14 protein-coding genes and 1 riboswitch are annotated in these 11,978 nt (G+C 74.0%); of the genes, 9 read left to right on the top strand and 5 right to left on the bottom strand.

Annotation, left to right across the window (positions count from 1 at the left end):
- Positions 1-73: 73 nt before the first annotated feature.
- Complete coding sequence (locus BIU90_RS15540; protein ID WP_071301135.1) at positions 74-931, top strand: LysR substrate-binding domain-containing protein; 858 nt, start codon at positions 74-76, stop codon at positions 929-931.
- Between the two features lie 12 nt (positions 932-943).
- Here the strand turns inward: BIU90_RS15540 and BIU90_RS15535 are convergent, their stop codons facing one another.
- On the bottom strand, positions 944-1,966 hold the full coding sequence (locus BIU90_RS15535; RefSeq protein WP_139195308.1) for a hypothetical protein: 1,023 nt from the start codon (positions 1,964-1,966) through the stop codon (positions 944-946).
- A gap of 114 nt (positions 1,967-2,080) precedes the next feature.
- Here BIU90_RS15535 and BIU90_RS15530 point away from each other — a divergent pair, with 114 nt between their 5' ends.
- Complete coding sequence (locus BIU90_RS15530; RefSeq protein ID WP_071301133.1) at positions 2,081-3,058, top strand: aldo/keto reductase; 978 nt, start codon at positions 2,081-2,083, stop codon at positions 3,056-3,058.
- A gap of 61 nt (positions 3,059-3,119) precedes the next feature.
- Here BIU90_RS15530 and BIU90_RS15525 read toward each other — a convergent pair whose 3' ends face one another.
- Positions 3,120-3,767 (bottom strand): NADPH-dependent F420 reductase, encoded by a 648-nt coding sequence (locus BIU90_RS15525; RefSeq protein WP_071301132.1) that lies wholly within the window; start codon positions 3,765-3,767, stop codon positions 3,120-3,122.
- Positions 3,768-3,855: 88 nt separating this feature from the next.
- On the opposite strand from BIU90_RS15525, the gene BIU90_RS15520 reads away from it, so the two are divergent.
- The 4 genes from BIU90_RS15520 (at position 3,856) to BIU90_RS17950 (ending at position 5,832) form a co-directional block, all read left to right on the top strand.
- Complete coding sequence (locus BIU90_RS15520; RefSeq protein WP_071301131.1) at positions 3,856-4,152, top strand: GNAT family N-acetyltransferase; 297 nt, start codon at positions 3,856-3,858, stop codon at positions 4,150-4,152.
- Between the two features lie 20 nt (positions 4,153-4,172).
- A complete protein-coding gene (locus BIU90_RS15515) occupies positions 4,173-4,634 on the top strand; it encodes a VOC family protein (protein ID WP_071301130.1) in 462 nt (153 codons plus the stop codon).
- A 176-nt stretch (positions 4,635-4,810) separates the two neighbouring features.
- Entirely contained in the window at positions 4,811-5,299 is a 489-nt protein-coding gene (locus tag BIU90_RS15510; protein ID WP_071301129.1) for a MarR family winged helix-turn-helix transcriptional regulator, read from the top strand.
- Complete coding sequence (locus BIU90_RS17950) at positions 5,296-5,832, top strand: metallophosphoesterase (RefSeq protein ID WP_083404014.1); 537 nt, start codon at positions 5,296-5,298, stop codon at positions 5,830-5,832. The genes BIU90_RS15510 and BIU90_RS17950 overlap by 4 nt, the downstream gene beginning before the upstream one ends.
- Here the strand turns inward: BIU90_RS17950 and thiD are convergent.
- The 3 genes from thiD to thiM all read right to left on the bottom strand — a co-directional run bounded on the left by thiD (position 5,718) and on the right by thiM (position 8,868).
- Positions 5,718-7,280, bottom strand: a complete 1,563-nt coding sequence (gene thiD / locus BIU90_RS15505; RefSeq protein WP_071301128.1) for a bifunctional hydroxymethylpyrimidine kinase/phosphomethylpyrimidine kinase — start codon at positions 7,278-7,280, stop codon at positions 5,718-5,720. The two genes, BIU90_RS17950 and thiD, sit on opposite strands and share 115 nt — an antisense overlap.
- The gene (thiE, locus tag BIU90_RS15500) at positions 7,277-8,005 is read right to left on the bottom strand and encodes a thiamine phosphate synthase (RefSeq protein WP_071301127.1); all 729 of its coding nucleotides are present in this window, start codon (positions 8,003-8,005) and stop codon (positions 7,277-7,279) included. Before thiE ends, thiD begins: the two co-directional genes overlap by 4 nt.
- Positions 8,002-8,868, bottom strand: coding sequence for a hydroxyethylthiazole kinase (gene thiM, locus BIU90_RS15495; RefSeq protein WP_071301211.1), 867 nt, complete (start codon positions 8,866-8,868; stop codon positions 8,002-8,004). The genes thiE and thiM overlap by 4 nt, the downstream gene beginning before the upstream one ends.
- Positions 8,857-8,952: riboswitch (TPP riboswitch) on the bottom strand. (Overlaps the previous gene by 12 nt.)
- A 68-nt stretch (positions 8,953-9,020) precedes the next feature.
- On the opposite strand from thiM, the gene BIU90_RS15490 reads away from it, so the two are divergent.
- The 3 genes from BIU90_RS15490 to BIU90_RS15480 all read left to right on the top strand — a co-directional run bounded on the left by BIU90_RS15490 (position 9,021) and on the right by BIU90_RS15480 (position 11,937).
- Entirely contained in the window at positions 9,021-9,929 is a 909-nt protein-coding gene (locus tag BIU90_RS15490; protein ID WP_071301210.1) for an NUDIX hydrolase, read from the top strand.
- A gap of 129 nt (positions 9,930-10,058) precedes the next feature.
- Positions 10,059-10,805: a phosphotransferase enzyme family protein gene (locus BIU90_RS15485; RefSeq protein WP_071301126.1), complete on the top strand. Its 747-nt coding sequence runs from the start codon at positions 10,059-10,061 to the stop codon at positions 10,803-10,805.
- Positions 10,806-10,848: 43 nt separating this feature from the next.
- Positions 10,849-11,937 carry a winged helix DNA-binding domain-containing protein gene (locus BIU90_RS15480; protein WP_083404013.1) on the top strand — a complete coding sequence of 363 codons (1,089 nt, stop codon included), beginning with the start codon at positions 10,849-10,851 and terminating at the stop codon, positions 11,935-11,937.
- Positions 11,938-11,978 lie beyond the last annotated feature (41 nt).

Below are 11,978 nucleotides of genomic sequence, written 5' to 3'. Positions count from 1 at the left end.
ACGTGGCACGGGTCCATTCGATCCCCGTATGGTTGCTATCACTCCATTGCGATGTCGAATGAGAGGCGCCCGCGTGCTCGATCCCGTCCTGCTGCAGACCTTCCTGGCGGTCGCTGAGACCAGCAGCTTCACCCAGGCCGGAGCCCGCCTCGGCATCAGCCAGCCCACCGTCTCGCAGCACGTCCGACGCCTCGAGACGGCGGTGTCGCGGACCCTCGTCGCGCGGGACACCCGCGGCGTCACGCTGACGGACAACGGCGACGCGATGGCCGGGTTCGCGCGCACGATCCTCGCGGCACACGCCACCGCGGACGCCTACTTCTCCGGCTCGGCGACCCGTGGCCGACTGCGGTTCGGGGCCGCGGACGACCTGGCGATCACGCAGCTGCCGCGGATCCTCCGGGACTTCCGACGGCTGCACCCACAGGTGAACCTCGAACTCACGGTGAACCAGTCCGCGCCGCTGTTGCGACGAGTACACGCCGGGCAGCTCGACCTGGTGTTCATCAAGCAGACCGCGGGGGAGTCCGCCGAGGGCACCCGCGTCGCGACCGACCAGATGGTGTGGATGGCGCAGGACGGCATCGCGGTGGAGCGGGACGAACCCGTGCCGCTCATCGCCTACCAGGCGCCGAGCATCAGCCGTCAGATGGCGATCGACGCGCTCGAGGCCGCCGGACGCACGTGGCGGATCACCTGCAACACGCGCGACGTGAACGGTGTGCTGGCCGCGGTGCGTGCGGGCATCGGTGTGGCGGTGTTCCCGCACTCGCTCATCCCGGCGGACCTGGTGAAGGTGTCGCAGCGCCTCGGCCTGCCGGACCTGCCCGCAGTCGACTACGTCCTCATCGCGAACCCGACCGTGCAGCGCGAGCCGATCGACGCCCTGACCAATGCCATCCTGTCCCGCGGGGTCGTCCGCGCCGTCTGAGACGCCGTGGGCTCAGGGGGCGATCGTGGGGACCGCGCCCGTGCCGGTCAGGTCGGGCAGCGTGCCGGCCGGCAGCACCGCGGACGCGACCGCCCAGAGCAGCACGACGGTGCCGACGACGCCGAGCACGGTCCCGAGCAGCGCCACCGGCCGCTGCCACGTGGCCGAGGGGTCCCGGAGCGTCGTGACGCCGCAGACGACCGCGACCAGGCCGAGCAGCAGCCCGGCGGCGTGCACGGTCGTGGGCGTCGTGAACCACCAGGCTGCGAGTCCGGTGGTCGCGGTGCCCGCGACGGCGGCCAGGGCAGCCGACGGGGTCACGCCGAGGGGGCGGCGTCGGTCCGTGACGGCGTCGGACGGGAGGTCCGGCTCGGCATCCACGGTCGGCGCCGTCGCGGAGACGGTCGGTGCCGGCTCCGGCGCTTCCGGTGCGGGTGCCGCGACGAGGGCGTCGAACGCGTGCGCGGCGGGCGTCGGCGCGGGCTCGGTCACGCGGTGCGGGGTCGCGACGGACTGCTGGTGGGCGAAGCGCGCGGGGGTGCGGTAGCCGACCGGTCCGACCGGCTCGTCGGTCGTCCCGGCGACGACGACGTGCTCCAGCCCGGGGACGGAGAACCGCGGCTGGCCGGTCAGCGGGACGAGGGGGCCCTGGTGTGCCGGGCCGGACATGGCCGGCTCACGGACGGCGTCGACCGGGGAGACCGGTGCCGGGACCACGACGGGCGCGCGGGAGGCGTCGAACGGGGCGGTGTGCAGCGCTGGCGAGGTCGGTGCCGGGGGCAGGAGGTCCTCGGACGGCGGGTAGTCCGGCACGACGGCGTCCGGGTCCAGCACGGGGCGGGACACGGGCGCCGGTGCAGGAGCGGCGGCCACCGGCGGCACCGGCGGTGTCGCGGGCGGGGCGGTGGGCTCGGCGGAGCGGACCGTAGGCGGCGTGGCGGCGGCGGGCGGGGCCTCCTGGCCGGTCGAGACGTCCGTGACCGGCGCGGTCACCCAGGCCGGGACGGGCCGGCGGGGTCGATCGGAATCGGACATGCGGTGCGACGCCACGTGCGGTGCTCCCTCCGTCGGCTGATCCATCGTCAGTTCTAGCGGCACCGCGTCGTCCTGACCCAGCCCCAGTTCCGGGGGCGCGGTAGCGTCGCTCGCATGACCGTGATCGAACACCGTCCGCTCGGCCCCTCGGGGCTCGTCGTGTCCACCGTCGGCCTCGGCTGCAACAACTTCGGACGGACCGGCACCGTGACCGAGTCCCAGGACGGGACCGACGCCGTGGTGCATGCGGCGCTCGACGCCGGGGTGACGCTGTTCGACACGGCCGACATCTACGGCGGGACGCCCGGACAGTCGGAGTCGATGCTCGGCCGTGCGCTCGCCGGACGCCGAGACGAGGTCGTCCTCGCGACGAAGTTCGGCATGGACATGCAGGGCGCGAACGGGCCGGACTGGGGTGTGCGTGGCTCGCGGCGGTACGTGCGGCTGGCGGTGGAGGCCTCGCTGCGGCGGCTCGGGACGGACTGGATCGACCTGTACCAACTGCACCGGCCCGACCCGGTCACCCCGATCGAGGAGACCCTGTCGGTGCTCGACGACCTGGTGCGCGAGGGGAAGATCCGCTACGTCGGGCACTCCAACCTGGCCGGGTGGCAGATCGCCGAGGCCGAGCTGACCGCGTCGATCGCCGGCACCACGGCGTTCGTCTCGGCGCAGAACGAGTACAGCCCGCTGGCGCGCGGCGTGGAGGCCGAGGTGCTGCCCGCGGTGCGCGCCTACGCCCTCGGGTTCCTGCCGTTCTTCCCGCTGTACAACGGGCTGCTCAGCGGCAAGTACACGCGGAGCGACAGCCCGACGGACGGACGGCTCACGCGGCTGAAGCCGGAGCTCCTCGAGCACGCCCCGTGGGACGTGCTCGAGGAGTACCAGCGCTTCTGTGACGACCGAGGCGTCACGATGCTGCAGGCGACCTTCGCCTGGCTGCTCGCGCAACCGGGCCTGACGAGCGTCATCGCCGGCGCGACGAAGCCGGAGCAGATCGCCCAGAACGTCGACGCCGGGACGGCCTGGGTGCCGTCAGAGGACGACCTGGCCGAGATGACGCTCGTGTTCGACGGCCACGAGTCGCGCTAGCGCTCTCGCGTCGCGCTCTCGCGTCGCGCTCTCGCGTCGCGCTCGCGAGTCGCGGGAGCCGTCACATGTCGCGGTAGCGCTTCGCCTCCGCGACGGCCTGCCTGAGCTCGTCAGCGGCGTACGGCTTGACGTAGCCGGGGGTGTCGCGCTGGATGCGCCACCCTTCGGCCAACGGGCCGATGTCGACCGCGTCGAACCCGAACTCGTCGAGCAGGTCGGACACCGTCTGCTTGGCGTCCGCGTCGTCTCCGGCGACGACGAGGGCTCGGCGGTCCGGGGTGCCCGAGGGGGTGCCCGCGGTGGTCAGGTCCGACGCCATGATGTGGTTGAACGCCTTCACCACGCGGGCGCCGGGCAGGTGGTCCTGCAGGAGCTCGGCCGTGGTGGTGGTCTCGTCGTCGAGTGCGGCGATCTGCCCATCGCGCTGGGGGTAGTAGTTGTTCGTGTCGATGACGACCTTGCCGACCAGCGGCTCGACCGGGATCGTCTCGATCGCGGCGAGGGGCGTGGTCACGACGACCAGGTCGCCGGCCGCCGCGGCCTCGTCACGGGTGACGGCTCGGGCGTGGTCGCCGAGTTCCGCCACCAGGTCCTGCAGGGTCTCCGGGCCGCGGGAGTTCGCGATCGCCACGTCGTGGCCGTGCTGGACCGCCAGTCGAGCGAGTCGGGAACCGATGTTGCCTGCGCCGATGATGCCGATCGTTGTCATGCCCCCATGCAACTCGCACCGGTCGGGACCCATTCCAGCCGACCCGCGGGGACTTCCCGCGGACGCGCCGTGCGGGCATGATGGCGGCATGGCTCACGAGTTCCGCCACGAGGCCGACCAGCAGCGGTACGCGATGTACGTCGACGGCGACCTGGTGAGCGTGCTCGACGAACGGGAGAACGACGACGCGGTCGCCTTCCCGCACACGTACACGGTGCCGAAGCACCGCGGACACGGTTACGCGGCCGAACTGGTCGCGTACGCGGTGGCCGACGTCGAGCGGCGGACCGACAAGCGCATCGTGCCGATGTGCTGGTACGTGGGCACGTGGTTCGACGAACACCCCGACAAGGCAGCACTGCTCACCCGCACCGCCGCGGGCTGAGCCCGACGACAGGACACACCATGCGGCAGATCGTCCCCTTCATCTGGTTCGACGGGCAGGCCGAGGAAGCGGCCACCTTCTACGCCTCGGTGATCCCCGACTCGTCGGTCGACCACGTCGAACGGATGCCCGACGGCTCCACCCTGGTGGTCGAGTTCCGGCTGCACGGGCAGCCCTACCGTGCGATGAACGCCGGCCCCGGGCACCCGCACTCCGACGCGATCTCCTTCCAGGTCGACGTCGACGACCAAGACGAGCTCGACCGGATCTGGGACGCGTTCCTGGCCGGCGGCGGCACCCCGTCGATGTGCGGCTGGCTCACCGACCGGTGGGGTGTCGCGTGGCAGGTGACCCCGGCGAACTGGGGCGAGCTGATGGCGGCCGGCGGCGACGCGGAGGCCTCGGGTCGGGCCTACCAGGCGATGATGACGATGGTGAAGCTCGACATCCCCACGCTCCAGGCGGCGATCCGCGGGGCGTGACCGGACGGCCGACCGGCTGCGGGGTCCCCGGGCTGCGACTGACCGTCGGATCGTGACCTGCTGCGTGAAGACGCACGAGCAAGCCGGATCACGCAGACGTCGGCGGGGCGTCCGGTCCGAGGCCCGAGACCCGCAGGTATGGTGACCGCCAAGGGAACACGAGGGTTGGAGGCACCATGGACCAGCCGGGACCCGACGTCCGCACCGCCGCGATCGGACGCGCGTACACCGAGCTGTCGCGCATCACCCGGCGTGCGAGCATCCGGGCACGCGGCAACGAGGCGGTGCTCAGCGTGGTCGACCAGTCCTTGGTGGACTTCGTCGTGCAGCACCCCGGTTGCATGGCCATCGACATCGCCCGCTACCTGCGCCTCAACCGCTCCACGATCTCCCGCCAGCTCGCCGGGCTGCTGGCGGCCGGACTGATCCGCACCACGGACGGCGGCGCCGGCAACGCGAAGCCCCTCGAGGCCACCGATGCCGGTCGCGCCGCTCTCGACCGCTCCGTGCAGCTGCACCGCGCCGCCCTCGACGAACGCATCGCCGCGTGGTCCGACGACGACATCGCGTTGCTGGCCGGTCTGCTCGAGCGGCTCGGCGCAGCGGACGAGGCCGGGCTCCCGATGCCGGTCCGCAGCGGCGGGGACGGCGGCGACGACGCGTGAGCACCGCGCTCCTGCTCGTCTCCGACACCCACCTGCCCAAGCGCGCGAAGGACCTGCCTGCAGCGCTCTGGGCGGACGTCGACGCGGCCGACCTGGTCGTGCACGCGGGGGACTGGGTCGACCTGGCCACGCTCGACGCCCTCGAGACACGCAGCCGGTCCTTCGTCGGTGTCCGCGGCAACAACGACGGGCCCGAGTTCGACGACCGGCTGCCCCTCGTCGCACGGTTCACCGTCGAAGGGCTGCGGTTCGCCGTGGTCCACGAGACCGGTGCCGCCACGGGACGGGAACGCCGGGCCGAGGTGGACCACCCCGACACCGACGTGCTCGTGTTCGGGCACTCGCACATCCCGTGGGACTCCACCGCGCCGAGCGGGATGCGGCTGCTCAACCCCGGTTCACCCACGGACCGCCGGCGTCAGCCCGACTTCACGTGGATGCGGTGCACGGTCGACGGCGCAGCGCTCGACGGCTCGGCGCCCGTCGGTGCCGCGCTCGACGTCGAGCTGGTCCGACTCGCCCCGAGCGCGTAGGGCATCGCGAAGAACTCGCGTTCCCAGATCGTCGACGTCCGGAACGCCCGGGCCATCCGTCCGCGGAGGACCGGCGACGCGGCTGCGGCCATCGCCTCGACGTGCGCCGTCGCTGCACGACTCGCCGCCGCGAACCCGGGGTCGCCGTACGCCGTGACCCAGTCGGCGAAGGGGTGGTCGGGGGCAGGCGCGCCGAGCTGCTCGCCGACCCAGGCGTACACCCGGAAGCACGGCAGCACCGCGGCCGCGAGCACCTCGGTCGAGTCCCGTGCCGCAGCGTCCAGGTGCGCCAGGTACCCGGCGCACACCGGGTGCACGGCGTCCTCCGCACGACGGCCCGCCAACCGCCGGTGGTGCAGCGTTGCCGCCTCGGTCGCACACCCGGCAGCGGCGGCTGCCCAGAAGTCAGCGGCGTCTCCCGAGGTCGCTGTGCTGAGTGCGGCCAGGTGGTGCTCGTACGCCCGGAGGTAGTGCACGTCCTGCGCCAGGTAGCCCGCGAAGACGGCGTCCGCGAGCGTCCCGGAGGCGAGCTGTGTCAGGAACGGCGCGCGGAGGGTCCCGTCGAGGACCTGCTCCACGTCCCGCCACCACAGGTCGGTCGACGCCACGGCCGGTCGCTCCGCGCGGACGACGGCGCCGTGGTCGACCGGCCCGTTCCCGGTGCCCACCCGGAGCGCATCGGCACCCCGGAGCGCCGCCGTCAGCCAGGTCTTCGCCGCGCCGACGGCCACCTCCCAGTCGCCGTGCTGCGCCATCAGGGTCGCGACCGCGCTCGACAGCGAACACCCGGTGCCGTGCGTGTTGCTCGTCGCGATGCGCTGAGCGGGGAACCACCGGACCGAGCCGTCCGGTGCCACGAGCACGTCGTCCGAGGTCGGCCCGTCCCCGTGACCGCCCTTCGCCAACACGCGGACGTCGAACGCCGCGGCGACGAGCCGAGCCGCAGCGACCGGATCCGTCGGCGAAGACGCCAGCGTGTCCGACGGCGTCGTCGACGTCGCCAGCCGTGCCAGCACGGCCAGCTCGGGGCGGTTCGGCGTCACCAGGTCGGCCAGCGCGAACAGCTCGGTCATCGCGCGCTCGGCGTCCCGGTCGAGCAGCCGGTCGCCGCTCGTCGCGACCATCACCGGGTCCACGACGACGACCGGCGGTCGGTGCGCGCGGAGCCACTCGGCGACCTGTCGGACGACGGCGGCCGTGCCGAGCATCCCGACCTTGACGGCGTCCACGACGACGTCGTCCGACACCGCCTCGAGCTGGTCCCGCAGCACGGACACGTCCGGCACGTGCACCGAGCGCACCCCGTGCGTGTTCTGCGCGACGACAGCGGTCACCACCGCCATGCCGTAGCCGTCGTGCGCCGCGATGGCCTTCAGGTCGGCCTGCAGCCCGGCGCCACCGGTGGGGTCCGTCCCCGCGATGCTCAGCACGCGGACCGGCCCGCTCACCGTGCACCTGCTCGGAGGCCCGGCCCGCGTCCGGCGGCCATCCGACCGTCGTGCGCAGGGTCGGCCCCACCGCGTCGCCACGCGGCCACGTACGCCGCGGCCGCCGCACCAGGGTCCGGCGCCGCGCAGATGCCCGACACCACCGCGACACCCGCAGCCCCCGCGGCGGCGAGCGGCGCCACGTCCTCGAGCCCGATGCCGCCGATCGCGACACAGGGCACCGGAGCGGCACCCGCGATCCGCGCGAAGCCGTCGTGCCCGAGCGCCGGCGGGTGGTCGGGCTTGGTCGTCGTCGGGTGGACGACCCCCACCCCGAGCAGGTCGACGGTGCCCCGGGGGAGCCGTGCCAGCGCATCGAGGTGCGCGGGCGTGTTCGCGGTCAGCCCGACGTGGGCGTCCGGGCCGAGCAGTGCGCGAGCCACGGTCACCGGCAGGTCCGACTGCCCGAGGTGCACGCCCGCCACCCGGTGCCCGGCGAGCCGAGCGGCCAGCGCGACGTCGAGCCGGTCGTCCACGACCACCACCGCCCGGTCACCCACGGCGTCGGCGACGGCTGCGGTCAGCGCCAGCAGGTCCCGAGCGCTCGCGGCCTTGTCCCGCACCTGGACGACACCCACCCCGGCCTGCACCGCTGCCCGGACGACACCGAGCACCCCGTGTCCGTGCCGGTCGCACATCGCGCCGTCGGTGACGAGGTAGACACCGACGTCCGTCGTGCGGGTCATGCCGCGGTCTCCTCGACGGTGATCCGAGCGAGACGGACGACGTCCTCCGGCGTCAGCGCAGCCAACCGGTCCAGGAACAGGGGCTGGAACGTGCCCGGCCCCGCAGCGTCCTGTGCTGCGAGCTCCGCCGCGACCGTGTACACCGTCGTCCCCGCCACCGCGGCGGCGACCGGGTCCCCGTCCGAGACGGCCGCGAAGGCGGCGATCACCGCGCCGAGGGCGCACCCGCCGCCGGTGACCCGGGTCAGCAGGGCCGTGCCGTTCGCGACCCGGACCAGCGTGCCGGGGCCGGCAGCGTCGTCGGTCATGCCTGGTGCGGTGGGGCCGGCCACCAGGTCGACGGCACCGGACACGGCCACCGCGCCCACGGTCCTCCCGGCCCCTGCCAGGGCCGCGGACCGGGCGTCCTCGGTGTCGGCGGTGCTGTCGACCCCACGACCGCCCACCGACGTGCCGAGCAGGGCCAGCACCTCCGAGGCGTTGCCGCGCAGCACCGACGGCCGGAGCGTCAGCAGGTCGTGCGCGAGTGCGGTGCGGACCGGGAGCGACCCGACGGCGACCGGGTCGAGCACCCACGGCGTACCCGCGTCGGCGGCGGCCCGAGCAGCCTCGACCGAGGCGAGCCGCTGCTCGGCGTGCGGGGTGCCGGTATTGACCAGCAGCGCGTCGGCGGCCCGCGCGAACGGACCGGCCTCGGTCGGCACGTCGACCATCGCGGCCGACGCCCCGAGCGCCAGCAGCACGTTCGCGGTGACGTTCTGCACCACCGTGTTCGTGATGCACTGCACCAGGGGACTCCGGGCACGGACGGCCCCGAGGAGTGCGGCGGCATGTGCGGCCCGTTCGGGCGCAGCGTTCTGCATGGACGATCCCTTCGCGAGTACGAGCTCGAGCAGGTTCGACGGGTGTGATCTCAGCCGCTGGATGCGGCACCCCGTGTCTCTGGGCAGCACGGTACACGACGCCGGACGACGCATCACGGCCCGGTGCGAGGTCCGTGTGGAAGGGTGGGGCGGTGCCCGACGTCCTGCCCCCTGGTCCGCCTCCCGGTCCGCGCGACCCCGGCGACGCCTGGGCGTACGGACCCGACGGCACCAAGGCATGGGGGCTCTTCGGCGCCGCCGGCCTGCTGGTCGACGACGGGGCCGGACGGGTGCTGCTGCAGCACCGCGTCGAGTGGAGCCACCACGGCGGCACCTGGGGGATCCCGGGCGGCGCCCGACACCAGCACGAGGACGCCGTCACCGGGGCCCTGCGCGAGTCCGCCGAGGAAGCCGGTGTCCCGCGCGACGGCATCGACCTGCGCCACACCGCCCTGCTCGACCTGGGGTTCTGGACCTACACCACCGTCGTCGCCCGCGCCGCGCGGCCCTTCGATCCGGTGATCGCCGACCGCGAGAGCCTGGCACTGTCGTGGGTCCCCGTCGAGTCCGTCGACGCACTGCCGCTGCACCCGGGGTTCGGCGCGTCGTGGCCCGCGCTCCGAGCAGCGATCACGGTCACCCCGCACGTGGTCGTCGACGCGGCGAACGTCGTCGGGAGCGTGCCGGACGGGTGGTGGCGGGACCGAGCCGGTGCGGCGACGCGGCTGCTCGCCGGAGTGTCGGCGCTCGCCGCAGCGGGGGTGCCGGCGGCCCGGCTCGACCTCGGCTTCGACCGGTGGTGGCCGCGGTGGAGCGTCGTGCTCGAGGGGGCGGCCCGTGACGGCGCTGCCCCGGGCGCCCCGTCCGACGCCGCCCTCGCGGTGGTCCGGGCTCCGGCGTCGGGTGACGACACGATCGTCGAGGTCACGGCCGCGCGGGTGGCCGCCGGTGACGGGCCGGTCGTCGTCGTGACGGCGGACCGCGAGCTGCGCGACCGGGTCACCGCGCTCGGCGACGCCGTCGAGGTCCGCGGACCGGGCTGGCTCCGCGAACTGCTGTAGCGCCCAGCTGCAGCACGACGTGCCGCATCGGATCGCGGATGGATCGCGACATCGGCACGGGTGAGCCGCTACGCTGACCCACACGTCAGCAGCACGTCAACGACGACGACCGCGACAAGGAGGGCTCTCATGGAGCGCATCACCAGGGCCGCCGACCGTGTCCACCGCCCCGCCGGCCCCTGGACGCCCACCGTCCACCGCCTGCTCGGACACCTGCACGAACAGGGCTTCGTGGCGGCGCCGGAACCCATCGAACTCGGCCACACGCTCGAGACGGTGTCGTTCGTCCCCGGCGTCGCGGGCGAGTACCCGTGGACCGAGGACATCGCCAGCGAGGCCGCCCTCGTCACGAGCGCCCGCCTGCTCCGGCACTACCACGACGCCGCGGCGACCTTCCCGCTCGACGAGACCCGCGACGTCTGGTCCCAGTCCGTGCGGATCCCGGTCGAGACCGTCGTGCACGGGGACTTCGCGCCGTACAACTGCGTCTACGACGGCATCCAGGCCGTCGGGATCATCGACTTCGACACCGCGCACCCCGGCCCCCGGGTCTGGGACGTGGCCAGCGCGGTCTACCGGTTCGCGCCGTTCACGACCGGGCAGGTCGAGGGCAGCACGGCTCCGACGCTCGACGAACGGCTGTCCCGTGCGGCCGAGTTCTGCGACGCGTACGGGCTCGACCAGGACTCCCGCGCCCGACTGGCACCGACGATGGTGTCGTCGATCGTGGCGCTCGTGACGACGCTGGAGTCCGAGGCCGCGGCCGGCAACCCGAAGTTCGTCAGTGACCTGCAGCACGGGCACGCCGACCTGTACCGGGCGGACGTCGCGTACCTCGAGGACCACCTCGACGTCATCGCGCGCGCGGTCGCCTGACCCGGGCACCGTCGGACCAGCGCACGACGACGGACACCCGACCGTGGCCACGACCCCCGCGCAGCTCCGGGCGATGCGCCTCGCCGCGCAGCGCATCGGGGCGCCCGGCGGGACCCCGGTCGACGTCGTCGCCCACATGCACGCGATGCAGGGGCAGGACCTCGGGCAGTCGCTGTGGGCCGTCGGCGCCCGGGCGCTCGGCGTCACCCGCGCCGACGTCCGTGCCGCGTTCGACCGTGGTGACCTCGTCCGGTCGTGGCCGATGCGCGGCACCCTGCACGTGCTGCAGGCCGACACGTTGCGCACGCTCCTGTCCCTGACCGCGGAACGGACCCTGCGCGGCCTGGCCCGCCGAGCCCGCGAACTCGGGATCGACGACGCGCTGGTCGCGCGTGCCCGGGACCTGACGGTCGAGGCGCTGCACGGCGGAGCGTCACGGGACCGCGACGGTGTCTTCGCGTGCTGGCGAGCTGCCGGCATCGACCCGACCGGCGGCCGTGGGTACCACCTGCTGCTCCACCTGTCGCAGCAGGGTCTCGTCGCGTGGGGCCCCACCGGTCGGGTCGGGCAGGAACTCGTGCTGCTCGACGAGTGGGCACCGCCTGCCGAGCCGGTGCCCGACCACGACGAGGCCCTCCGCCGCACGCTGGTGGGGTACCTGCGCGGGCGTGGTCCGGCGACCGAGGCCGATGCCGCGCACTGGACGAAGCTGCCGCTCGGGGAGGTCCGGCGCGCCCGGGCGGTGGCCGGTGACGCGGTCGAGGAGCTCGGCGACGGACTGCTCGCGCTCGCCGACCGCCCCGAGCCGCGGAGGTCCAGCGCCGCGCACCTGCTGCCGGGCTTCGACGAGTACCTGCTCGGGTACGCCGACCGCACCGGGCACCTCGCCGCCGAGCACGCCGACCGTGTCGTCCCCGGCGGGAACGGGATGTTCCTGGCGATGGTGGTGCACCGCGGCCAGGTCGTCGGCACCTGGCGCACCACCGAGCGCACGCGGGACGTCCGCGTGACGATCACCCCGTTCCGAGCGATGTCCGACGCCGCCCTCCGTGCCGTCGAGGCAGCGGCGCTGCCCGTCGGACGGTTCCTCGGCCTGCCCGTGGTGACCACGGTGGCGCCGCCGGCCACCTGAGCGACCGACGCCGGCCCGGCTGCCGCCCCGGCCTCCAGTCA

It is taken from the genome of Curtobacterium sp. MCBA15_001, from assembly GCF_001864835.1.
GTDB lineage: Bacteria > Actinomycetota > Actinomycetes > Actinomycetales > Microbacteriaceae > Curtobacterium.
Note: the sequence above shows the minus strand (reverse complement) of the source record. Positions and strands in the feature narration are given on the sequence as shown.

Excerpts from the sequence above, each read along its gene's own strand:
- BIU90_RS15535 (WP_139195308.1), bottom strand. The coding sequence starts at position 1,966 with ATGTCCGATTCCGATCGACCCCGCCGGCCCGTCCCGGCCTGGGTGACC.
- BIU90_RS15530 (WP_071301133.1), top strand. The coding sequence starts at position 2,081 with ATGACCGTGATCGAACACCGTCCGCTCGGCCCCTCGGGGCTCGTCGTG.
- BIU90_RS15525 (WP_071301132.1), bottom strand. The coding sequence starts at position 3,767 with ATGACAACGATCGGCATCATCGGCGCAGGCAACATCGGTTCCCGACTC.
- BIU90_RS15520 (WP_071301131.1), top strand. The coding sequence starts at position 3,856 with ATGGCTCACGAGTTCCGCCACGAGGCCGACCAGCAGCGGTACGCGATG.
- BIU90_RS15515 (WP_071301130.1), top strand. The coding sequence starts at position 4,173 with ATGCGGCAGATCGTCCCCTTCATCTGGTTCGACGGGCAGGCCGAGGAA.
- BIU90_RS15510 (WP_071301129.1), top strand. The coding sequence starts at position 4,811 with ATGGACCAGCCGGGACCCGACGTCCGCACCGCCGCGATCGGACGCGCG.
- thiE (WP_071301127.1), bottom strand. The coding sequence starts at position 8,005 with ATGACCCGCACGACGGACGTCGGTGTCTACCTCGTCACCGACGGCGCG.
- thiM (WP_071301211.1), bottom strand. The coding sequence starts at position 8,868 with ATGCAGAACGCTGCGCCCGAACGGGCCGCACATGCCGCCGCACTCCTC.
- BIU90_RS15485 (WP_071301126.1), top strand. The coding sequence starts at position 10,059 with ATGGAGCGCATCACCAGGGCCGCCGACCGTGTCCACCGCCCCGCCGGC.